The sequence below is a fragment of the Pseudoalteromonas sp. MQS005 genome, assembly GCF_001661605.1.
Lineage (GTDB): Bacteria > Pseudomonadota > Gammaproteobacteria > Enterobacterales > Alteromonadaceae > Pseudoalteromonas > Pseudoalteromonas tetraodonis.
Genome location: NZ_LYRQ01000041.1, coordinates 20,463 through 44,553, shown reverse-complemented (window position 1 = coordinate 44,553; position 24,091 = coordinate 20,463). Strand labels below are relative to the sequence as shown.

Genomic DNA, 24,091 nt, shown 5'->3' with positions numbered 1-24,091 from the left:
AAATTATAGTATTACTCATTAGGTGTAGTGGTATTAACATAGGGAGATAGCCGATGGATGAATTAACCAATTTGCTTGTCGAACAACACAACAATGCATCCATTAAGGCTAAACTAGCTAACTTACTCACTTTGGTTCGTAAACATTTAGATATGGATGTTGCTTTTATATCTGAATTTATTAACGGTGAGCGTGTTTTTAAAGTGGTCGATAACCCCTCTGAAAACCAAATTGTTAAAGTGGGTAATGCCGATCCGATTAATGAAACGTATTGCCAACAAATCACCGACAACAAGCTTAGCCCTATTATTACTAATACCAAAGCAAACCCAATAACCAAAGCGATGCCGGTTACAAAAAAATTAGGTATAGGGGCATATATAGGTGTACCTATCAACCTGTCGAACGGGAAATTATATGGTACGTTTTGTTGTTATAAATCACACCATGATGAGAGCTTAAATGAGCGCGATTTATCTTTTTTAAATATTATTTCAGAAATAGCGACCGGATTAATTGAAAAGAGTTTAGATAAAAGCGTATCGTACAACCACACAAAATCAACTATTGAGCAAATTATTAGCGATAATGATATTAGTATCTATTTTCAGCCTATTTATAGTCAACTAAATAATAAAGTTGTAGGTTTTGAATCGCTTGCACGTTTTTTTACCACCCCTTATAAAACCCCTGATATCTGGTTTAAAGAAGCGAGTAAGGTGGGTTTAAGTGAATCATTAGAAATGCTGGCCATTAAAAATGCAGTAGCCAATATGGCAAAGTTTAATAATACAACTTACATTGCCATTAATTGCTCGCCTTCGCACATTCTTAGCGGCGCACTTGAACGAACATTACAACAGATTGACTGCACTAGGGTGGTATTAGAAATTACTGAACATTCGCCAATTTCTAATTACGAAAAAATGCGAGCTGCACTTAGGCCTCTCAGAAACAAAGGTCTGCGCTTGGCCATTGACGATGTAGGCGCTGGCTTTTCCTCATTTCAGCACATACTAGAGCTTGAGGCCGATATTATAAAATTAGATATTAGCCTGACTCAAAATATAAACACAGACGATCGTAAATTTTTACTGGCAAAAGCACTGTGTGGATTTGCAAAAGCAATCGACTGCACCATTGTTGCCGAAGGGATCGAAACCGCAGAAGAACTAAACTCGTTAAGAATACTCAATGTAGACAGTGTACAAGGTTATTTTATTGGCCGCCCCGCACCAATTGAAGATGCGCTTAGCTTCCAAAACAAAGCACTACCCGCATAAAAACGCCACTAATTAGTGGCGCTCGGTATCAATACTGTCTTTTCGATAATAGCGTTTATGATAACTTTTCACTTTAGCATGCACGCCTTTACTTAAGCTTTTAAACTTAGCTTCTAGCACGTCAACGCCGTATAAAATACCCACCACAAGCACCGAGAGCTTAATAGCAGCCCCGAGGTTTTCGGTTGCTATCATCACGCCAATGGAGGCCAGTACCCAAATGGTGGCAGCAGAGGTAACCCCGACTACCGCACCGTCTTTTGCGAGCATTACGCCTGCGCCTAAAAAGCCGATGCCGGTAATTATTTGCCCGACTACGCGAGAATGATCAATCACATCCCCTTGTAAATTAAACGCAGTCGATAAAAACAAGTAAGTACCTAAGGTGATCAGTGCAGAAGTACGGATCCCTACAGGTTTGCCACGCAATTGCCGTTCTATACCAATAATAGCCCCACAAAAAGCCGCCGTACCAATAGCTGACCACGAGTATGGGGCTACATCGATAAAATCTAAAAATGTCACTTAAAATCCTAATCTATTATTTTTTACCAATAGCAACTGCCGTTCTAAGCCTTTGACTACCAAAAGCCGACATTTTACTAAAATCGCTGCGTGCAATTGGCACATATTGACAGTCAATCGCTAATTGATTGTCGTTACCTGGTTCGCAAAACGGGTCATGTACGTACACACAGTGCGCATCTAAATGAGTAACACATACCCAATGCGGTGATTTTTTTCCATCAAACCGATAAGTGCTTATTAACAGTAACACACTAAAACCTTGGTTTAACCACGTTTCTATATCAGTTAGTTCAACATCTTTATAGGTAACAGGAATATTAGCCGAGGCTATGCCTTCAACAAATTGCTGATGTACTGTCGCCAGCACCGTTTTTTTATTATCACTGCGTACCCCATCTAAAAATAATGGCTCTGAGGTATTAACAATGACCTCACTTTTAAATCCCCGTTTATTTGCAGCCAATGCCAATCCAAACGGATGACAACCGCCATGTCCCGAGGTCATAAAAATGGTGGTGCCTTCACGCCATAAAGCTAATTCATGTGACTGACTCAGCTCTGTGCTGTTATCAAGCGAGCCCATTGCCATTAATAATGCCGCAGGCCCACAGGTAAACTCGGTAGTTTGCTGATACCATGGCGTTAAACGCTCAACTTGCAACTCGCTGGTTTGGCGAATGTTTTTTTGCATGCGCAAGGCATCACTGTGATCATCGTAATAATCACTGTATTGACCAAAAACTCGATACCCTACACTTTTATAAAGCCCTATGGCGCTGTCGTTATTTACTGCCACTTCTAAACGCAAATAAATACGCCCACGCTCACTAGTGGCTTTTTCAAGGGCTTTAAGCAGCGTTTTAGCGATTCCTTTGCCCTGCATCGTCGGTAATACGGCTAACGAATACAAACGCGCTAACCGCGTGCCTTTGTGGCACCACACCAAACCGTAACCACATAATTGCGAATTATGCTCGGCGACTAATAAAATCCCATGTTTAGCACTAAGCCAACGCTTTAAACTTCGCGCACTAAGCTTATCGTTACTAAAGCAGGCATTTTCAAGCGCCACTAAGGCGTTTAAATCACTCGCGCTTGCAGGGCGAATACTAATACCCGCTCCTGCCAAAATCGTCATATCAGACAATGCGTTAAGCATTAGCCGCGACCTCGTGCTTCAAGGCGCTGTTTAAACTCATCCATAATGATCATGTATAACTCATCACCTAAGTAACCATCTTCTACTTTGTGATCAATACTTGGGTTATCGTTTACTTCCAACACATACGCACGGCCTTGATGCTCTTTTACATCCACACCGTATAAACCCTTACCCACGGTTTTACATGCTTTTAAAGCAGCATCCAGTACAGCTTTAGGTAATTCAAACGTAGGCAATGTTTCAAAGCCACCCGAGAAAAAGCGTTTTGCGTCATGGTTATATATTTGCCAATGGTTACGCGCCATTAAATAACGACACGCATAAATAGCACGGCCATTAAGTACCCCTACACGCCAATCGTATTCTGTGTACATGTACTCTTGCGCCAGAACTAGCGCACTTAAAGCAAATAACTCACTAAGCTTAGCTTCTAATTCATCACGATTAGCAACTTTATACACGCCTTTAGAAAACGACCCTTCTGGCATTTTTAATACCAGCGGATAAGTAAACGACGCTTCTAGTTGCTCAATTGTGTCTTTTGATTGATCTGCGACCACCACGGTTTTTAAGCTCGGTACTTTTTGATAATTGAATGCATCATGTAAGTACACTTTATTACAGCATCGTAAAATAGACTCCGCATCATCAATCACCACTAAACCTAGGCTTTGCGCTTTACTTGCAAGGCGGTACGTTGGGTGATCAATCGCTGTTGTTTGGCGAATAAACAACGCATCAAATTGGGCAATATTGTCTATTTCCTCAAAGCTGAGTGCTTTTGCGTTAATACCATGTTTCGCTGCTGCTTTTATAAAACGGGCTATTGCATCTTTATCACTTGGCGGTACTTTTTCGTTATGATCAACCAATATCGCCATATCCCAACGAAAACGGCGCTCTACTTTACCAATACGCCATTGCGTTTGGGTAAACTCATTTAGCTTTTCAATAAACGCAGCATACTGCTGCTCGCTTAGTGACGCTAATGATCCTTGTTGTAATAGGCCTTGCTCATCAACAAATAAAATAGGTGCCGGATATTGTTTAAATACCGATTTAGCGGCTTTAGCTTGTTGATCATTTCCCGCATGACCAAAATAAACAGCACCATCAATATGGCCAATATTTTGTAATGACGCTTGATTGCTTCGAAGCGCGTTAATTGTTTTTACACTCGGTAATACTTGATGCTTGCGCGCCTCAGCAAGTAACGAACAGTAATAGCCTTTACTTAAATACTGGCTAGCATCACATAGGTTTATTATGCGGGTTTTTGGTTCGTTGCGTTTTGGGTAGTCACGCAAATAGGTGTCAAATGTAATGACATTTTCAAATGAAAGAGCAAGCGTTTGCTCATTGTTATCAACCACAATTAAGGTTTTAAACACGACTTTTCCTAGTTAAGTCAAAATATACAAAGCAGCCTTGCTAATCAGTTAGCTCAGCGAATAAAACAGCAAATAGAAACACCTATCGCACTAAGTGCAGCATTTAGCAAATCACTTAATACGATAGGTGCTTTAACGAATATCTACTATAAACGTTAGCGCTTAAATTGCTTAAGCGACAGGTGATTTATATGCCCTTTTTTAGATGCACACAAACGAGATATTTTTAGCGTAAAGATAAAAATTTTTGATGAACTTTTTTATTGCTAATTTGTGTTTTAAAATAGCCAAAATTTAATACTAAAAGTGATCATCATGTCTCTTCCCGCTTGTCCTAAATGCCAATGTGAATACGTTTACGAAGACCAACAGCTGCTTATTTGTCCAGAATGTGCCTATGAGTGGAACCCGAATGTTACTAATGACGAAGACGCTATTTTAGTGAAAGACGCAAACGGCACTTTACTTGCTGATGGCGACAAAGTAACCGTAGCTAAAGATTTAAAAATTAAAGGTAGCTCACAAGTTATTAAAATTGGCACCAAAGCCTTAGTAAGACGTGTACTTGATAAAAAAGATCATGAGCTTGACTGTAAAGTAGATGGCATAGGTGAAATGATGGTGACGGCTAAATTTGTTAAAAAAGCCTAAACCCATTGAGATAAACAATTAAATACAGCAATAACCTGCGTAATCTTGGCGCTTTATTACATTAACAAACTGACATCCACTTTAACTAATCGATTTTCAGCGCCTTTTAAAAAATTTTAAAATCTATATTCAGTTCTCATAGTGGTGTGTTAGTTGTCTAGTATTACTACTTCTGCTTTGTGAAAGTGTGTTTTTGCGCTTTGCAAAACATCGGCAGTAAACTTTGAGTTTGGAACTGGTATATCAATAACATTGCCACTTTTACAAAATAAAGTAACGGTATTTGACGCTAGCTGTATTTTAATTATCGCCCCTTTAGGAATAAGCTGCATTCTACTTTTATTATTATTGAACCAGTGAGGTTTTTTGCAAAGTAGAACGTTTTCTCCAATATCAGAAAAAACACGCTCAGGCCTAAAAGTTAAGTACTTTATAAATAAAGCCGTGAGTAAAACACCCGTAATTGTGACGGTAAAAATCCCTATCTCCATAATATTCCCTTAAATTTATGTCCTTTATTTAACTGCTTATCCGTTAATGATTATCAGACTCAAGCAAATCTTATAAGTTCACGCTATAAATGCCTTAGTTGTGATTGAGTGAAACCGGCTAACATCGAGTTATAAACACTCCTTAACTAGTTTATTATATTAGCTTATTAGATAACACAGTTAATGTTTCATCGTAAGCGCGTTGATTAAAATTATTCGAATGCGAGTTCATAAAACCATGCAAATAATCAACACACTTAGCGGAAACATTAGGCTTTGTTGCCAACTTAGCCTGAAGTGCTTTTACATCAAAATGTTGCTCATAGTGAGGAAAAATTAACTCTATTTCAAATGCCGGGTTTAGCTCAGTATGGTGCCTAATTTGCGAGCTGTAAAAACAAATGCCCTTAGCTATCGTTTTAATCGCCGGATGTGCAGACATTGACCAAATTGCCGATGCGCCAACACTAAAATCAATCAATATGATGTTACCAGCGAGTGGTTTAATCGCTTTTTGTAAAATAGCGACATACTCATCAAGGCCAATATGCTGACTAAAATACTCATAGGCCTGCTGTTCACTGTTAAATGCCAAATCCACCCCGCCATAGGGATCGACAATAGACTGAGCGTTTAGTTCTTCAGCTAATGCTTTTAAAGCCGCTGTTTTACCAAATATATCACTAACCAAAACTAAGTTCATAAACGGCTCATCTCTAATTTTATTCTATAAGTTTCAGGCAATTATTTAACAAAGAGGCCTACGAGATGCTGCGTCTCAGCGTAAGAGACAAATAAATACTACATTCAAAGCACTTTAACCACATCGTAACTATGTTTTACATCACCGAGTGTTAAACTAACTTCATCATCGACTTGTTTACCTAATAACTGTTGGCCTAATGGTGCACCAGAGGTAAGTACTTGAATAGTTGTGCCTTTAATATCAACGGTTAATCCACCAGCTGCAGGGCCTAAATAAAACCATTTTTGTGTGCCTGCATCATCTTCTAAACACACCAATGAACTGACTGCTATTGTGCCTGTAACGACGTCGTTGTAGATGGCTTCAAATAGTTGTATTTCTTTATAACACTCATTCACCCGATCAGCGTGACCTTGCGCTAAATACGCAGCTTCAAGCCCGAGCGTATCATATTGAGTTTCTGCAATACTTTCTTCGTGGGTCGCGGTATCGTGGGCTGTTTGAGCTGCAATTTTCGCAGTATTAAGCTGCTCTTCTAAGGCAAAACGCAGGTGCTCTGTAACATGGGCTTTATTCATTTGGAAATTCACTAAATACGGTAAAATAATTTTGCCATTTTAGCATTGTTGCTACACCTAACACTATCCCTTTGCTGTGTAACAACAATGCTGATTTAAGCCTATGGCATATCCATTAATGCCTGCGTTTGCTGATCCACTTGCTTATCGTAGTTTTTAGCACTTAACCCAAGTAGCTCGGGTAATGTTGCAGCAATACAAATGGACGATAACGTGCCTACGACTATTCCTGCAAACAGAGCAATTGCAAATCCCTGAAGCGGCGCCCCTGCTAACAGCCAAACACTTGCCACCGTTGCGAGCGTAGTCCCGGAGGTAATAAGCGTACGAGTTAAGGTACTTTTAATAGCACTGTTGATAATACTGCTTGGTTTGAGTGTGATGTTTGTTGGTATGCGCAACAGCTCGCGCACCCTATCTCCAACTATTATTGAGTCATTTAATGAGTAGCCAATAATCGCCAACAAACTGGCTAAAACAGTTAGGTTAAACTCTATTTGTAACCATGCAAATAAGCCAACCACCAGCACTAAGTCATGAAATAAAGCCACCACAGAGCCTAATGCCAAACGCCATTCAAAACGAACAGCTAAATAAATCATTACCGCGACCATCGCAGCAAATAATGCTAAGCAGCCTTGTTCAAATAGTTCATCACCCACTTGAGAGCCAATATAAGCCGATGATAAAACCTCAGCATTTATAGTTGGGTTTTGGCTAATAGCCGTTTTCCAGTCATCGTTATTGCTTGTATTATTGGGGCCTTGTGTTAGTTGAAAATGATTATTGCCCTGTGCTGTTAGCTCAAATTCACCCTGATGATTTTTTGCAATAAATTGCTCAAGCTGTTTTAGTTCAACACCTTGGCTGGTGGTAAACTCTGTTAAGTATCCACCCGTAAAATCAAGGCCAAAGTTTAGCCCTTTTTGTGCAATGGTGAATACCGACAACAACACAAATATGGCGCTGATCAGCATGCCTGTATAACGTATACGAGACCCTGCCTCACATTTTAAAAAAGAATTAAGCATGCGCGTTTACTCCTGCTTTTTTACCCAGCTTTAAATATAAGCTTTGGCTTAAATATTTCGATACATACACACCAGTAAATACCGATGTGATAAGTCCCAGCGCCAGCGTTATAGCAAAGCCTTTTACAGGGCCATAACCTATGCCATATAAAATAATCGCGGTGATCATCGTGGTAATATTGGCATCTAAAATCGTATTCGCAGCTTGTTTATAGCCCTCTTGTATCGCTTGATATGGAGGACGTCCTTTGCGGCGCTCTTCTTTAATGCGTTCAAATATAATCACGTTAGTATCAACTGCCATTCCTATGGTTAGCACCAAACCTGCAATACCAGGAAGTGTTAAAACCACCCCAGGTAATAATGACATTAACCCCACTAAAGACGTTAAATTTAAAACTAACGCAACATTTGCAATAAGCCCTAAACGACGATACCACAGCGCCATAAAGGCAAGCGTTAACCCCATGCCTAACATTAACGCCGCCAATCCATTGTTAATGTTGTCTTGGCCAAGGCTTGGACCAATAGTTTGTTCATGTACTATGGTTACTGGCGCCGTAAGCGATCCTGCACGGAGTAATAGCGCTAAATCGGCAGCCGCTTGCTGGCTTTGCATATTGGTTATACTAAAGCGTGAGCTTAAATGCTGGGCTATATTCGCCACATTAATGACTTCGCTTTTTTTAACCACTTCACCTTTAGCATTTTGTGAATACTCTGAATAGAGCGTTGCCATCGGCTTGCCTATATTCGCCTTAGAAAACGCCGACATAGCATCGCCACCTTGGCTATCTAGGCTCAGTTGTACTAAAGGTTTACCCCAGTCATCACGGCCAATATTGGCATTATTAATGTGCTCACCAGTAAAAATAGGCACAGGGTCGAGCTTAATAGTCCCACCCGATTGCAAATTAAATGTTTGTCCGCCAATCTCTTTAAGTTGATAAAACCCAAGTGACGCGGTAGCACCAATAATACGTTTTGCCTCGGCTGGGTCTTGGACGCCGGGTAGCTCAATGCGAATGCGCTGCTTACCTTGGCGCTGTGTAACCGCCTCGGTAATTCCTAACTCTTCAATGCGTGAGCGAAGCGTAGTGAGTGTTTGGCTCATGACTTGTTTATCAAATGCGCTGCGCCCTTGCTCAGAATAACTCACTTTAACGACCTGTAAGTTGCCATGAGTTGATGTGGTTAAAGTTAGATTTTCAAAGCGGCTTTTAAGGTCGCTAATAACTGAGGTTAGCTTTTCAGCTGCATTTTCTAATGCACTTATTTCAAAGCCTTGGTTAGTTTGCTTTGCTTTAACACCATAGGCTTTTTGTTTAACAATAATGGCTTTCGTTTGCTGGTAAGCACTGAGTAATTGCTCATCAATGGCTTTATCTAAATCAACATCAAGTACAAACAATACTCCGCCGTTTAAATCAAGACCCAGCTTTATGGGCGATAGACCAAACTCTTGTAACCAAATAGGGCTGGTTGCATGTTCTACAATTTTAACTTGTGTGTTTGGGTAATTCGATTTTATAGCCGCTTGAGCTTGGGCACTTTGCGTAGGTGTATTTAAAAGCACATTAATTGTTGCTTGGTTTTCTACCCCTTGGCTGACCTCAAACCCTTGGCTATTTAAAAAGCGCACTATGTTTTCAGTACTTGGTATTGCTTGTGTTTTAACCTCAGGTGCGGCACTAATATGCAACCACGATTTATTCGGGTATAAATTAGGTAAAGCGCTTATTGCCAGTAAAACCAATACAACCAACATGGCTACATAGCTTAATTTAAATTTAGCCATAAATGGCTTTTTTTGTTTTTTAAAACTTAACATAGTTGTTCCTTATTACTAGGCATAGCTCAGTAACGTACCTATTAGGCACAATTAAAATTAAGGTCAAAACGCGATGCGTTAAAACCAATTAACGATAATTAAGGAACTTTAAGCGTGGTAGGTGGTTACAGCGGTGTATAACAGATTCGCATCTTTCCAGCCGCTCAAGCGCGACTTTTTACTTTTAAAAACCCAAGTATACCAAGGCTGATTTATGGTGACTGCTTGCGGTCGCAAAAAAATATGCCTACACCCATTTAGCGCAAAAAACTCATGCACTACATCGTATTCAGGATCGCCCTGCGCACTGTGTAAAAATAAAAATGAGTTATTGGCTGTTAGCCTAGGTTGATGCGCAGCAAACTCAGAATGCTTTGAGTTTTTATGCTGTAAATTACCTAGCGATTTTAACGGTGTGGGAGCGTTAGTTAAATTTTCGACATTAACAACATGGCTATAACTGCTTTGGTTACTGTTTAATTCGTGCTTTACGCCCATAGCATGGCTTTGCACACTAAAGAGTGCAGCAAAAAACAAGCAAGTAGCTAAAAAAACGCGAAATTTTAACATCTGTCATTTAAAACTAAAATAAAGGATAGCTAGTATATAAGGGCAGCTAATTAAAATACAATAGCCAACATTAAGCTATTTCATTTATATAAAAACAATACTGAGATCCTCGATGCGCTCCAGACAAAGTTCAGTAAAACGCCCCGACGCTATGAATTTAAAACAAAGCATTCAAACTCTTTGGCCTTATATCACTAAATTTAAAGGTCGTGTGCTGATTGCCATATTAGCGCTAGTCGGTGCTAAAGGCGCGACATTGCTCATGCCATGGGCTTTAAAAGAAATAATTGATGCGGTTGATAAATCAATTAACCCGCTACTGCTCGTCCCAACCTTATTACTCGTTATGTACGGCGCACTGCGATTTGCCAGCGTGTTTTTAGGTGAAGTACGCGATGCTGTATTTTCTCGAGTCACCGAGCATGCCATGCGTGATATTGGCCTTAAAGTATTTAAACATTTGCATTCGTTAGATTTAGCCTTTCATTTAGACAGACAAACTGGCGGTATAAGTCGAGACATAGAGCGCGGCACCAGTGGTTTGAGCTTTTTAATGCGCTTTTTAATGTTTAATATTGTGCCCACGTTGTTTGAAATAATGACCGTGGCGATTATTTTTGGCACCTTATTTTCTATTTGGTTTGCGCTGATCACCCTACTTGCTGTGGCTATTTATATCTTTTTTACCGTGGCAGTTACCCAATGGCGAAACCGCTTTATTCGCGAGTCAAATGCTGCCGACAACCAAAGTAACACACGCGCCATCGACAGCTTATTAAATTACGAAACCGTTAAATACTTTAATAACGAAGAGTATGAAGCTAAAACTTACGATACGTTTTTAGCAACCTGGGAACAAGCACGATTAAAAAACAGACTCTCGTTACTGGCGCTAAATTCAGGGCAAGCACTCATAATTGCCTGTGCAATAACCGCATTAATGTGGCTTGGCGCAAGCGAAGTTGTCACGGGCGAGTTAACGATTGGTGAACTGGTGATGATCAATGCGTATATGATTCAACTCTTTTTACCGCTCAACTTTTTAGGGTTTGTGTATCGCGAAATACGCCGTGCCCTCACCGACCTTGAAAACATGCTCGGCCTGCTTAATACACAACCTAAAGTGGCGGATGCTCATGAGGCTAAAGAATTGGTCATTAAACAAGGTGAAATTAGCTTTGATAAAGTAAGCTTTCACTACGACAGTAAAAGGCCTATTTTAAAAAGCATTAGCTTTAATGTTACTGCCGGCTCAAAAGTCGCGATTGTGGGTGCAAGTGGTGCAGGAAAAAGCTCATTAGCCCGATTACTGTATCGCTTTTATGAGCTGTCATCAGGCACTATTAGCATAGATAAACAAGCAATTAATACAGTTACTCTTGCAAGCTTGCGTAAAGCCATTGCGATAGTCCCCCAAGATACTGTGCTGTTTAATAGCACCATCCGTGAGAATATTGCCTATGGCAGACCCTCAGCAACTGAAGATGAAATAAATAAAGCAATTAACATGGCGCACTTAACCGACTTTATAAATAGCTTAGACAAAGGCGATAAAACCCTCGTGGGTGAGCGTGGGTTAAAAGTCTCAGGGGGTGAAAAACAACGGATTGCCATTGCCCGTGCTATTTTAAAGCAATCACCCATCTTAATCTTTGATGAAGCAACCTCTGCGCTCGACTCTCATGCAGAGCAAGCTATTTTAAAAGCAATGCGTGAAGTGGCAAATGATCACACCAGTATTGTTATTGCGCACCGACTTTCGACCATAACCGACGCAGACTCAATTATTGTTTTAAAAGCTGGTGAAATTATTGAACAAGGCAAACACCAAGAACTACTAAATCAAAACGGTGAATATGCCCGTATGTGGGCATTACAGCAAAAGCAGTCAAAGGCGCAATAAACTAAGCCGCTCAAGAACGATTTAAGTAGTTGAGTGTTTTTTTGCTATTTTGATAGTATTTTATTCATCTTATCGACCGGTACGGTTATTCACCTCAAAAGGTTTGTTTGAAGTGAAGTTATCAATACAATCAAATAGCTATTTTTATAACAAAAATATAACGAATTAAATAACGTGAATTCATAGGGGAAAGTAATGAAAAAAAGTTTAATTGCAGCGGCACTCGCCGCTACATTTATTACCGGCTGTTCAGAGCCACAAACTACAAAAACTGAGCAAGTCGCAGCAGTCGCTGAAAAACCACAAGCAACTGAGCAAGCTGAATTAGGCACTTTTGGGGTTGATTTAACTGCCCGCAATGAAGCTGTAAAACCAGGCGATGACTTTTTTATGTATGCCAGCGGTTCATGGTACGACAACTACGAAATGCCAGCAGATAAAACACGCTATGGTGCGTTTTCTGCGTTAGCTGAACGCAGTGAAGAGCGTGTAAAAGAAATTATTGAAGATATTGCAGCACGTGAAAATTTAAATGCAGAAGAGCAACTAGTTGCTGATTTTTATAATTCGTACATGGATACCGACACGCTAAATAAGCTCGGTGTGACTCCCATTAAGCCATTGCTTAACGATATTAACGCTGTCGACTCAACTGATGACTTAGCAAAAATCTTTGGTAATTCATGGCTCACTGGTGTTAGCGCCCCAATTGGTGGTGGTATGTGGTTTAACCGCTTAGATCCTAATAAATACGAAATGTCGTTAGGTGCTGGTGGTTTAGGCTTACCTGATCGTTCATATTACCTTGAAGATGCAGAGCGTTTTGTCAAAACTCGTGAAGCGTATGTTGCACATATTGACGACATGCTTAAATTTGCTGGTGTTGAAAATACCACTGAACGTGCACAAGCAATTTTAGCGCTAGAGACAAAAATTGCAGAAGGTCATTGGCCACGTGAAAAACGCCGTAATCGTGACATAACGTTAAACCAAATAAAACGCGACGAGTTAAGTACTCAGTACCCTGGATTTAATTGGGATTTATACTTTGCGCAAACAGGTTACAAAGTACCGCAGCTAAACGTGTCGCAGCCTGAACCTGTAAAGGCCATGATTGATTTAATCAACAACGAAGATATAAGCGTATGGAAAGACTACCTAACATATCATGCAATTAATGGTAACGCTGGGCTGTTGTCAGAAGACATATTTAACACCAGCTTTGCTTTCTTTGGTAAAGAGTTAAATGGTCAGCAGGAGCCTCGTCCGCGCTGGAAACGTGCGATCAGCCAAATGTCAGGCACTAGTTCACTAGGCTTTGCGATTGGTAAAATTTATGTAGAACGTTATTTCCCTGAGTCATCAAAGCAACAAATGTCTGAGCTGGTTGAAAACTTACGCACAGCCCTTGGCGAGCGTATTGATAACCTAGATTGGATGGGCGCAGAAACAAAAGTGAATGCGCGTGCAAAATTAGCGGCGTTTGTGCCAAAAATTGGTTACCCAGATGAATGGCAATCTTACGAAGGCTTAAGCATTAGCAAAAATGATTTAATGGCTAATGTAAAAAATATGCGTGAGTTTTTCCAAGCCGATAGCGTTGAAAAAGAGCTTAAGAAAACCGACCGCAATCGCTGGGGTATGACACCACAACGTGTAAATGCTTATTACAATAGCTCATTTAATGAAATTGTATTCCCTGCCGCTATTTTACAACCGCCGTTTTTCGATCCAAATGCAGATCCTGCGGTAAACTACGGTGGTATTGGTGCCGTGATTGGCCACGAAATGGGCCATGGCTTTGATGACCAAGGGTCAAAATCAGATGCTAACGGCATACAACGTAACTGGTGGACTGACGAAGACCGTGCTGCTTTTGATGCTAAAGCCGACAAACTGGCGGCTCAGTACAGCAAATATGAGCCAATTCCAGGTAACTTTGTAAATGGCCGCAACAGCTTAGGTGAAAATATTGGTGATGTAGGTGGTTTAGCCATGGCTTATCATGCCTACAAACTAAGCCTAAATGGTAAAGAAGCCCCTGTGATTGATGGTGTAACCGGCGATCAACGTTTCTTCTTAGCGTGGGCACAGGTATGGAAAGAAAAACGTACTGAGCAAAGCATGTTAAATCAATTACGTGGCGGTACGCATGCGCCAGGTCGCTTTAGAGCACAAGCTCCTCGTAACCACGACGCATGGTACAAAGCATTTGATGTAAAACCAGGTGATGAGTTGTACTTACCAGAAGACGAACGTGTTCGTATTTGGTAATCCCCTGACAAACGTTCATCATTTGTAACGAATAAACAACCCGCTTCGGCGGGTTGTTTTATTTTCCATTCATAATAACTGTTCCCCCCGTTACTTAGTAATCAATCTCAATACTTACTAGCCCTGCCCGGCATTTACCTTTAGAATATGGGCTTGCAAATTTTTTCAATTATTTATACATATTAAGGCGAAACGCAGATGGGAAGAGCTTACCAAAACAAAAAAGATTCAATGGCTAAAACTGCGGGTGCTAAAACTAAAGTTTATTCAAAATACGGTAAAGAAATTTATATTTGTGCAAAAAACGGCGGTGTTGATCCAGACGGTAACCTAGCACTGCGTCGTTTAATTGAACGCGCTAAAAAAGACCAAGTACCGGCTCACGTAATTGAACGCGCCATTGATAAAGCCAAAGGCGGCGGCGGTGAAGACTATGCAGCTACGCGCTACGAAGGTTACGGCCCAGGTAATTGCATGATTATTGTTGACTGTTTAACCGACAACAACAAACGTACCTTTGCTGATGTACGTGTGTGTTTTACTAAAGCAAACGCTAAAATTGGCGCACAAAACTCGGTATCACACTTATTTGATCACCTTGCTATTTTTGTATTTGACGGTGACGACGATGAAACCGTACTTGAAGCGCTAATGATGGCTGACGTTGATGTAACCGATGTAGAAGTAGAAAATGGTAAAGTGACGGTATTTGCTCCACACACTGAATACAACAATACGCGTACCGCACTTGAAGAAATGGGTGTGACAGAATTTGACGAAGACTTAATTGCCTTTGTACCCCAAGTAGAAGCCCCTATTGAAGGCGAAGATGTAGAAGTGATGGAACGCTTTTTAGCCATGCTTGAAGATTGTGACGACGTACAAAACGTGTACCACAACGCACAATTTTAAACGTTAAAGCTTAATCGTGTTTAAAGGCCAACTTAGTTGGCCTTTTTATTGATTTTAAAATGGATTATTAATTTTGAATACCCTTTCACAACTTCGCAGCGGCCAATTACTTGGTGCAAAACACCTACAATTAGTTGAAGCGCTAAGCCACTTTCCAGAGGAAATTTTTACCCTCGCGGATACCCTTGAAGTCTTGGATTTATCTAATAACAATTTATCTGATTTACCTGATGAATTTGCCTGCCTAACAAAATTAAAACGACTGTTTTTATCGTTTAATCAGTTTAAACATATACCTAAAATACTCGCTAAGTGCCCTGCTCTGACAATGGTTGCATTTAAAGGTAATCACATCACTGAATTTGCAGATCACTGCCTACCTAAAACGATTGAATGGCTTATTCTTACAGATAATAAAATAGCTAAGCTGCCTGCAACATTTGGCCAATACACTGCGCTTAAAAAGCTGGCATTGGCAGGTAATCAGCTCAGTGAGCTACCAATAAGCATGGCAAACTGCCATAACCTAGAACTAGTTAGGCTCTCTGCAAATCAGTTAACTCAAATTGATGATTGGCTATTTGAACTACCAAAACTGACTTGGCTTGCATTTGCAGGTAATTGCTTTAATAAATCACAGTGCCTTACCCAATCAAATTTAGCCAATAAACCACTGGCAGATTACTCGCTCAGTAAAGTAATAGGCCAAGGCGCATCAGGGATTATCCATCTTGCTTATTCAACGAATAAAGAGCCGGTTGCTGTTAAGTTATTTAAAGGGACTATTACAAGCGATGGTTACCCGCTGGATGAAGTTAATTGTTGCTTGCAAGCGCTTGAGCATCCAAACTTAATTAAAGTACTGGCTTACATTGAACAACAGCAACAGCTTGGTTTAGTGATGGAGTTAATTGATACAAGCTATACAAATCTAGGCTTACCGCCCAGCCTTGATACCTGTACTAGAGATACATTTGAAAGCGATTGCCACTACTCTACCCACGCAATTTATGCCATAGCGCAGCAAATGGTTAGCACTGTGGCCCACTTGCACCAGCACAATATAAGCCATGGTGATATATATGCGCACAATACCATGGTTGACCCGCACGCGCGTGTGCTGTTTGGGGATTTTGGCGCGGCCACTGATCTTACTATGCTCAGTGACTATCAACGTCAACAAATGCAGTTAATAGAAGTGCGTGCTTTAGGGTGTTTAATCGAGGATTTACTCACAACCTGCCAAGAGCAAAACGCTGAAGTCATGCACTTAAAACATATTGCGCAGCAATGCATGAGCGAAAATATCACACAGCGGCCAACACTTAGCGCATTAGCTGACTTTTTATAGTGGTTATGCGGCCATTAATATTATGGCCACAAGCTAAAATTGAACACTATTTTTGTTTTTTAAACGGGTAAATTTGTTGCTTTAGCATACCTACAGGCATGTAATCACCCACAACCCCATATTCTTTAGGCCACTCTGCTTGCCCTTTTACTGCAGAGCCAAACAAGTAATCTAAAAACGAAAAATGGGCTGCATAATTTCTATCAATTGCGGCTTTATCGGATGCGTGATGCCAATGATGAAACTGCGGTGTAACTATAAAATACTTTAACCACCCAAATTTTACATTTACGTTGGCGTGATTAAATACCGCTTGAAAGCCTACAATAATCACGTACAAACTAATAATTTGCTGTGAAAAACCCAGCACAAATATAGGCGTTAACACTAAACTACGGGTAACCAGTATTTCTAAAATATGCTGACGAGAGCCTGCTAACCAGTCCATTTCTTTGGCACTGTGGTGCACACCATGAAATCGCCATAAAAAGGGGACTTCGTGATACGCACGATGTGTCCAATACTGCATTAAATCAGCCACCAAAATAATTAAAAATAGCTGCAGTATAAACGGCATTTGCGCTATGTAACCTTGTAATGTGCTCGACACCGCCCAACCAAAACCATAATGAACAAAATGATTAGTAACCAGTAATACAAAGCCCACTATTAGATGATTGACAAAGAAATGGTTTAAATCCCCGCGCCATTCACTACGCAGTATTTTTTGCTCTTTTCGATGCGGAAGCAGTTTTTCAATTAAAATAAAAATTAAGGTTGAGCCTAATAAGTCTAATATAAACCAGTCTAAGCCAATATATGGGGTGTTATCGGCAAAGTCATTCACTTCAACATTCGGGCCGCCAAAGCCAATTGCTAGTACAATAAAAAACCACGCAGTCGCCCCCAAGCGCTTATTGGTATTTCGTACAAAATTAAGTAAACCCAGGCTTCCTGAAATAATAAGGGCAACAAACATAAGTTGACGTAAAAACTCGACGCTATAACTTTTACGCAATTCTGGAGTCGTTAAATATTCAGGGAAGTGGAATGCAAGCACTCCCAAGCAACTTAATATCGCCAAAAAGCAAGCAATGTAACCGCTGATATTACCCTCACCAATTTGCAGGTGACTGGTGCGAAATATTTTTTTAGTGACGTGTTTTAGCATTATTTTCCTTAATATAATATGCAGTCCCTATTCTAGTGCGCATATTCTAGCAAATTTTGGGCTAACTAAAACACAAAAAAAGCCACGCAATGCGTGGCTTGGCTGGATAAAGCTAAATTAACTACACGGAAAATTTATAAATAGGCACCCAGCGCTTTAACTTGATCTAACATGCGGTTTGAGAAACCCCATTCGTTGTCGTACCACGCCATTACTTTAACTAATTTACCATCAGCACGCGTTTGCGTTGCATCAAAAATAGATGAAGCTGGGTTATGGTTAAAGTCGATAGAAACAAGCGGCAGCTCGTTGTACTCTAAAATACCTTTCATTGGCCCTTCTGAGGCTGCTTTAACCACTTGGTTAATTTCTTCAATGCTTGTGTCACGTTTAGCAATAAACGTTAAATCAACTAACGACACATTAATTGTAGGTACACGTACCGCCATGCCATCTAGTTTACCGGCAAGTTCAGGCAGTACTAAACCAACCGCTTTTGCAGCGCCCGTTTTAGTTGGGATCATAGATTGAGTCGCACTACGCGCGCGGTATAAATCTGGGTGGTATACGTCAGATAAGTTCTGATCGTTGGTATAAGCATGAATAGTAGTCATGCTACCTTGTTCAATCCCTACCGTATCGTTTATTGCTTTGGCTACTGGCGCTAAACAGTTAGTTGTACACGACGCGTTTGAGATGATATTGCTATCGGCATTAATTACATCGCTATTTACACCGTGCACTACGGTAGCATCCATATCTGTACCAGGTGCCGATACCACTACTTTTTTAGCACCGGCTTCAATATGCTTATTAGCCGCTTCGCGTGACGTAAATAACCCTGTACATTCAAGTACTATGTCAACGTTTAACGCTTTCCACGGTAAATTAGCAGGATCGCGTTCTTGCGTTAAGGTGATCACATCATCGCCAATTAACATGGTGTTGTCTTTAAGCGTTACTTGCTGTGAAAAACGACCATGTACTGAGTCAAACTGAGTCAGATGAGCATTTACATTGGCTGGGGCTAAATCGTTAATAGCCACAATTTTAATTTCATTATTTTGCGCTGATTCATACAGTGCACGTAATACATTACGACCAATTCGGCCGTAGCCATTAATTGCTACATTAATCATTTTTGACTCCTATTAACTTCACATGCTTGGCGAGCAAGCGTTTCAATAGCTTGCCAGTCTTTATTTTCAATAAGTTGCTTATCTAACATCCAGGTACCACCTACACAAATAACATTGTTAAGTGCTAAGTAATCAGGTGCGGTTGCTAAACTAATGCCACCGGTTGGACAAAAAGTAATATCAGGTAATGGGCCGCCAATAGATTTAAGCATGGCAGCACCGCCTGCAGCTTCTGCAGGAAAAAACTTTAAGAACTTAAAACCATGAGCAGCTAAGTTCATCACTTCGCTTGGGGTCGCTGCACCGGGTAAAAATGGAATAGTAGACTCTTTTGCCAGCGCTAATAACTCATCGCTAACACCTGGGCTTACCATAAAGTCAGCACCCGCCTCTACTGATGCGTTAAAGCTTGCTTTATCAACCACAGTACCTGTACCAACATAAGCTTCGGGCACTTCTGCTTTCATTAGTTTTACAGCCTCAGCTGCAATGGGTGTACGCAGTGTAATTTCAAGTGCTTTTAGGCCACCGTTATATAACGCTCTTGCAAGTGGTGCTGCATCTTCTAATTTTTCGATTACCACCACTGGCACTACCGGTGCCGATGCTAAGATTTTTTCAATACTCATTACTTGTTCCTCATTACCCAATATGGCTAATTATTATTCAAGTCCAAAAGCACTTGCACCTAAATCGGCACTGCTTACTATGTTTCTAAATCCAGTAAATAATTCACGACCTGTACCAAACGTTTGGCTTGCTTGGCTAATTTGCGGCTCTCGTTTAGCAAGCTCTTCATCGCTAACATGCAGTTTTAAAATACCATTTGGCGCATCTAGAGTAACAATATCGCCTTCATGAATTTTAGCAATAATCCCACCTTCAACCGCTTCAGGTGCTAAATGGATTGCCGCTGGTACTTTGCCTGATGCGCCCGACATACGACCGTCGGTAACAATAGCCACTTTATAGCCCTGATCTTGTAATGTTGCCATTACTGGTGTGAGCTTATGAAGCTCAGGCATGCCTTTGGCTTTTGGCCCTTGCTCTTTAAGTACAGCAATAAAATCTTGGTTAAGTTCGCCACGGCTGTAGGCATCTTGTAACTCACCTTGTGAGCTAAATACTTTAGCCGGTGCCGACACCACTTGATGAGACTCTGCAACCGCAGAAACTTTAATAACCGCTTTACCTAAGTTACCCGTTAGTAGCTGTAAACCACCTTGCTTACTAAATGGGTTACTTACTGGGCGAAGTACTTCTTCATCATGTGAGTTTTCTGGACACGCGACCCATTTAACTTTACTTGGGCCATTCGCATCACTCATAATTAAGTTGTCGTCTTTATCGAGTAGTGGCTCACACATGTAAGGTGCAAGGCCTTCGCCTAAAATAGTGGTTACGTCTGTATGAAGGTAACCAGCACCTGCTAATTCACGCATTAAGAAGCCCATTCCGCCGGCTGCTTGAAAGTGATTAACATCTGCAGAGCCATTAGGGTAAATACGCGTCAGTAATGGAACAACCGCTGATAAATCAGACATGTCTTTCCATGTAACTTGAATACCGGCCGCTTTAGCAATCGCCACAATATGGATTGCATGATTTGTTGAGCCACCTGTTGATAACAAGCCAACTAAGCCGTTAATAATGGTTTTTTCGCTGATCACATCCGCTAAACACGGGCCATCTTTGTTTTCAGTAAGCTGCTTAAGCATGGTTTCAACCGCATTACCGGTTAAGCCATCACGCAGTTCTGTGTATGGGTTTATAAACGAGCTACCTGGTAAGTGTAAGCCCATTATTTCCATCAGCATTTGATTTGAATTTGCAGTGCCATAAAACGTACAGGTACCCGCACTGTGATAAGAAGCGCTTTCAGCTTCTAGTAGCTCTTCACGAGATACCAGTCCTTGTGCAAACTTTTGACGAACACGTGCTTTGTCTTTGTTTGGTATACCTGATTGCATAGGCCCTGCTGGTAAAAAATACACAGGTAAGTGACCAAATGATAAAGCACCAATTAATAGGCCTGGGACAATTTTGTCACATACGCCTAAACAAAACACACCATCAAACACGTCATGCGATAACGAAACCGCAGTAGACATAGCAATAACGTCACGAGAAAAAAGCGATAGCTCCATGCCATCACGCCCTTGCGTAACGCCATCACACATCGCAGGTACACCGCCAGCAACTTGCGCGGTGGCGTCAAATTTAGTGGCAATGCTTTTAATTAAATCGGGGTATTCTTTATAAGGCACATGTGCAGATAACATGTCGTTATATGAATTGATAATTGCAAGGTTTGGCACCTCGTCTGCTTTTAAACGCGCTTTGTCATCGCTGCTACACGCAGCCATTACATGAGCAATATTGCCACAGCCTAATCCAGCACGAACTCTTGTTTGTTTTTTTGCGTGCGAAATACGATCTAAATAGGCTTGACGGGTTTGTTTACTGCGCTCAATAACGCGATCTGTGACTTCTTGAATTCGAGGGTGCAACATAATTTTACTCATCTCTATTCGTTAGAGGATAAAGGCTCAGTAACAATTATAGACTCCACGAAAATAACTGTACTGAGCATCTTTGACTTACCCGTTCAAAGGTACGCTACCAGGGAGCCTCTCACAACAACCCTGACACCGGTGTCAGGGTATTAACGCATGACATTGACACCGGTGTCAACCCTGAGTCATAAAAATAGCCAATTTTTTTAACATGTACAATAAATAAACGTGAATTTTTAGTGAAATACCAGCAAGCAAATAATGAAAATTAAAAGTACAGACAAAAAAAAGCCCGAGTAAGCGTCACTCATACTCGGGCTACTGTGAAAAAAGGGTTTTATTTTACGGCTGCAGTTGACTCTCGCGTGATTAATTTTGCTTCTAAAATCACTTTATATGGCGACTCTTGCGGCTCAATAATATGGGTGATCAATTGCGTAACGGCTTGTTTTGTCATTTCTTCTACAGGTTGCGCTATGGTGGTCAGCCCAGGCCAAATGTGGCGCGCTATTGGTGCATTATCAAACCCAGCGATAGAAATATCATCAGGTACACGTAAGTTACGCTGCGTGGCTAATTTGAGCACTGCCGCTGCCATGTAGTCGTTTGATGCAAATACAGCAGTAGGACGTGGCGATAAATCTAAAATACTACGCGCACTGTCTACCCCTGAATGGTAACTAAAGTTACCCTCTTCAACTAAGCGTTCGTTAAATTCAATGCCATGAGTTGTTAATGCGCGCCTGTAACCTTTAAAACGCTGCTCAGTGGCACTGTGATCTGGGTGACCTTTAATAAACGCGATAGACGTATGTCCTAGGTTTATTAAATGCTCGGTAATTTCAAACGCCCCCTGCTCGTCATTGCTGGTCACAGAAATAGAATCATCATCTAAAATTGCAGAAGCGACTCGAGCATAAGGGATTTTTTTCGACTTTAAAAAATCTACCAACTCGCCAAAATCACAAAATGGCGGGGTTAATACTAAACCGTCAAGGCGTGATGACTGCAATAACTGCTCAATATTGTTAATGAGTGCATCGCCCCTGAGCTCACAAGGATGAATAAGCAAGTTATAGTTGTTCTCTTGGCAGGCAGCCAGTGCGCCTGTTTGCACACGGGTGATATAACTTTTACTAGGGTTATCGTAAATGCAACCAATGATAAAGCTGCGATTTTGTGCAAGGCCGCGTGCAATTGGGTTTGGGGTGTAATCTAGCTCTTTAAATACGGCTAACACTTTTTCGCGTGTAGCTGCACTGACATTAGGCTCATTGTTGAGTACTCGCGATACGGTTTTTTTAGAAACACCTGCATGACTGGCAACGCTGTTTATAGTGACTTTTTTCATCTATTTATTTCCAAACCTATGCAAAGCGATTAATCCTGTTGACTCGTATGCAAACACGCGGCAGCTCCAATTAATGGGATGTTGTCTTGTGTTACTAACGTCACCGGAATTTGACCTGTGTACTGCGACATAATACCTTTTTGCGAAAAGCGCTCAATAAAACGACTTTCAAGTAAACGAGCTTGCATGCGTGGTAAAATTCCACCGCCAATATAAAGGCCGCCTAAGGCGCCGTAGGCCAATGCTAAATCGCCCGCAACACTGCCAATCCAGTCACAAAATTGATTAAGCGTTGCATCACACACTTCACATTCACCGCTATTGGCTAAGCTGCTAATTTGTGCGGCATCTAAATTTTTTGCCGCCACCCCTTTAACCGCAGCCATGGCTTTATACAAATGAGCAATGCCAGGGCCCGAAAATACCGTTTCTACCGATACATGAGGGTGATCTTTTTTGAGTTCTTGAATAAGTTGAGCGTCGAGTTGATTAACGGCTGCTAACGAAATATGCCCGCCTTCTGAACTCATTACCGCGCACGAATGTGCCGTTCTAACTAAGCACGCTGCACCAAAACCAGTGCCTGGGCCCATTACACCTATATTGGCAGACTCATCCGCTTGACCAGGTTTAACAGTGACATTTTGTGAAGGGTCTAAATACGGTGCTGCGTAGGCAAAAGCAGCAAAGTCATTTATAACGCTTAATTGAGCAAGGTCAAAGTGGTGTTTAAAATCATTAACGCTAAAGTGCCAACCTAAATTAGTTAAATGAACTTGCCCTGCATTTATAGGGCCTGCTACTGCAAGGCATGCGCGTTTAGGGGTTATATGAGACACTGTTGATAAGTAGTACTCGGTAGCACTTTCGAGCGATCCATAGTTAGCACTGGGAAAAGTATGATTATGCTCAATGGTAAATTGATTACTTGATTCGTCGAACCCAGTGATCAACGCAAAACGAGCATTTGTGCCGCCAATATCAGCAACCAGAATAGGATCAAAGTGTGTGCTAGAGTGTAAACCCATAGTGTTATCTCTTTTGTTTAAGTAATGAGTACTTATTATTTTAATGGGGTATCATTGATACTTATTTACTTTGAGCTATCACCTCAAAGCAGCTATCACTGTAAAAAATGCTACCTTTAATAATAAAGGTAGCTAATACGTTTTGACAACAAAATGATAAAACGCCCTCATTGTGACACCGGTGTCATGAAAAAATCAATAAAAAAATGCCTTTATTGACAAAT

General features: G+C 40.9%; 21 protein-coding genes. 6 read left to right on the top strand and 15 right to left on the bottom strand.

Going from position 1 to position 24,091, the window contains the following annotated elements; translation table 11 throughout:
- The first annotated feature begins 53 nt into the window (after positions 1–53).
- Positions 54–1,283, top strand: a complete 1,230-nt coding sequence (locus tag A9479_RS14100; protein ID WP_064663750.1) for an EAL domain-containing protein — start codon at positions 54–56, stop codon at positions 1,281–1,283.
- A gap of 12 nt (positions 1,284–1,295) precedes the next feature.
- Here A9479_RS14100 and A9479_RS14095 read toward each other — a convergent pair whose 3' ends face one another.
- From A9479_RS14095 to A9479_RS14085, 3 genes are read right to left on the bottom strand one after another with little or no spacing between them, the layout of a single operon-like run.
- On the bottom strand, positions 1,296–1,808 hold the full coding sequence (locus tag A9479_RS14095; RefSeq protein ID WP_064663749.1) for an MgtC/SapB family protein: 513 nt from the start codon (positions 1,806–1,808) through the stop codon (positions 1,296–1,298).
- 16 nt (positions 1,809–1,824) lie between these two features.
- Positions 1,825–2,970, bottom strand: coding sequence for a GNAT family N-acetyltransferase/peptidase C39 family protein (locus tag A9479_RS14090; RefSeq protein ID WP_064663748.1), 1,146 nt, complete (start codon positions 2,968–2,970; stop codon positions 1,825–1,827).
- Positions 2,970–4,364, bottom strand: coding sequence for a RimK family protein (locus A9479_RS14085; RefSeq protein WP_013464837.1), 1,395 nt, complete (start codon positions 4,362–4,364; stop codon positions 2,970–2,972). Before A9479_RS14085 ends, A9479_RS14090 begins: the two co-directional genes overlap by 1 nt.
- Positions 4,365–4,679: 315 nt before the next feature.
- Here A9479_RS14085 and A9479_RS14080 point away from each other — a divergent pair, with 315 nt between their 5' ends.
- Positions 4,680–5,015 (top strand): zinc ribbon domain-containing protein YjdM, encoded by a 336-nt coding sequence (locus A9479_RS14080; protein ID WP_013464836.1) that lies wholly within the window; start codon positions 4,680–4,682, stop codon positions 5,013–5,015.
- 149 nt (positions 5,016–5,164) lie between these two features.
- Here A9479_RS14080 and A9479_RS20125 read toward each other — a convergent pair whose 3' ends face one another.
- The 6 genes from A9479_RS20125 to A9479_RS14050 form a co-directional block, all read right to left on the bottom strand.
- Positions 5,165–5,506: a hypothetical protein gene (locus tag A9479_RS20125; protein ID WP_231893575.1), complete on the bottom strand. Its 342-nt coding sequence runs from the start codon at positions 5,504–5,506 to the stop codon at positions 5,165–5,167.
- A 154-nt stretch (positions 5,507–5,660) separates the two neighbouring features.
- Entirely contained in the window at positions 5,661–6,209 is a 549-nt protein-coding gene (locus A9479_RS14070; RefSeq protein ID WP_013464834.1) for a hypothetical protein, read from the bottom strand.
- A gap of 104 nt (positions 6,210–6,313) precedes the next feature.
- Positions 6,314–6,790 (bottom strand): GreA/GreB family elongation factor, encoded by a 477-nt coding sequence (locus A9479_RS14065; protein WP_013464833.1) that lies wholly within the window; start codon positions 6,788–6,790, stop codon positions 6,314–6,316.
- 101 nt (positions 6,791–6,891) lie between these two features.
- Positions 6,892–7,821 (bottom strand): protein translocase subunit SecF, encoded by a 930-nt coding sequence (gene secF, locus A9479_RS14060; protein ID WP_013464832.1) that lies wholly within the window; start codon positions 7,819–7,821, stop codon positions 6,892–6,894.
- The gene (secD, locus tag A9479_RS14055; RefSeq protein WP_013464831.1) at positions 7,814–9,652 is read right to left on the bottom strand and encodes a protein translocase subunit SecD; all 1,839 of its coding nucleotides are present in this window, start codon (positions 9,650–9,652) and stop codon (positions 7,814–7,816) included. The genes secF and secD overlap by 8 nt, the downstream gene beginning before the upstream one ends.
- Before the next feature lie 108 nt (positions 9,653–9,760).
- Positions 9,761–10,222, bottom strand: a complete 462-nt coding sequence (locus tag A9479_RS14050; protein ID WP_013464830.1) for a hypothetical protein — start codon at positions 10,220–10,222, stop codon at positions 9,761–9,763.
- Between the two features lie 112 nt (positions 10,223–10,334).
- Here A9479_RS14050 and A9479_RS14045 point away from each other — a divergent pair, with 112 nt between their 5' ends.
- From A9479_RS14045 to A9479_RS14030, 4 genes are all read left to right on the top strand, one after another.
- A complete protein-coding gene (locus A9479_RS14045) occupies positions 10,335–12,125 on the top strand; it encodes an ABC transporter ATP-binding protein/permease (RefSeq protein ID WP_197487261.1) in 1,791 nt (596 codons plus the stop codon).
- A gap of 195 nt (positions 12,126–12,320) precedes the next feature.
- Entirely contained in the window at positions 12,321–14,399 is a 2,079-nt protein-coding gene (locus tag A9479_RS14040) for a M13 family metallopeptidase (RefSeq protein WP_064663746.1), read from the top strand.
- Between the two features lie 198 nt (positions 14,400–14,597).
- Positions 14,598–15,311, top strand: a complete 714-nt coding sequence (locus tag A9479_RS14035; RefSeq protein WP_013464827.1) for a YebC/PmpR family DNA-binding transcriptional regulator — start codon at positions 14,598–14,600, stop codon at positions 15,309–15,311.
- Between the two features lie 73 nt (positions 15,312–15,384).
- On the top strand, positions 15,385–16,662 hold the full coding sequence (locus A9479_RS14030) for a protein kinase (protein WP_013464826.1): 1,278 nt from the start codon (positions 15,385–15,387) through the stop codon (positions 16,660–16,662).
- A 46-nt stretch (positions 16,663–16,708) separates the two neighbouring features.
- Here A9479_RS14030 and A9479_RS14025 read toward each other — a convergent pair whose 3' ends face one another.
- From A9479_RS14025 to glk, 6 genes are all read right to left on the bottom strand, one after another.
- Complete coding sequence (locus A9479_RS14025; protein ID WP_013464825.1) at positions 16,709–17,833, bottom strand: sterol desaturase family protein; 1,125 nt, start codon at positions 17,831–17,833, stop codon at positions 16,709–16,711.
- A gap of 134 nt (positions 17,834–17,967) precedes the next feature.
- The gene (gene gap / locus A9479_RS14020) at positions 17,968–18,972 is read right to left on the bottom strand and encodes a type I glyceraldehyde-3-phosphate dehydrogenase (RefSeq protein WP_013464824.1); all 1,005 of its coding nucleotides are present in this window, start codon (positions 18,970–18,972) and stop codon (positions 17,968–17,970) included.
- A complete protein-coding gene (gene eda, locus A9479_RS14015) occupies positions 18,969–19,601 on the bottom strand; it encodes a bifunctional 4-hydroxy-2-oxoglutarate aldolase/2-dehydro-3-deoxy-phosphogluconate aldolase (protein WP_013464823.1) in 633 nt (210 codons plus the stop codon). Before eda ends, gap begins: the two co-directional genes overlap by 4 nt.
- 33 nt (positions 19,602–19,634) lie before the next feature.
- A complete protein-coding gene (edd, locus tag A9479_RS14010) occupies positions 19,635–21,485 on the bottom strand; it encodes a phosphogluconate dehydratase (protein WP_064663751.1) in 1,851 nt (616 codons plus the stop codon).
- A gap of 340 nt (positions 21,486–21,825) precedes the next feature.
- Positions 21,826–22,839 carry a LacI family DNA-binding transcriptional regulator gene (locus A9479_RS14005; protein WP_008110549.1) on the bottom strand — a complete coding sequence of 338 codons (1,014 nt, stop codon included), beginning with the start codon at positions 22,837–22,839 and terminating at the stop codon, positions 21,826–21,828.
- Between the two features lie 29 nt (positions 22,840–22,868).
- The gene (gene glk, locus A9479_RS14000; RefSeq protein ID WP_016899969.1) at positions 22,869–23,867 is read right to left on the bottom strand and encodes a glucokinase; all 999 of its coding nucleotides are present in this window, start codon (positions 23,865–23,867) and stop codon (positions 22,869–22,871) included.
- Positions 23,868–24,091 lie beyond the last annotated feature (224 nt).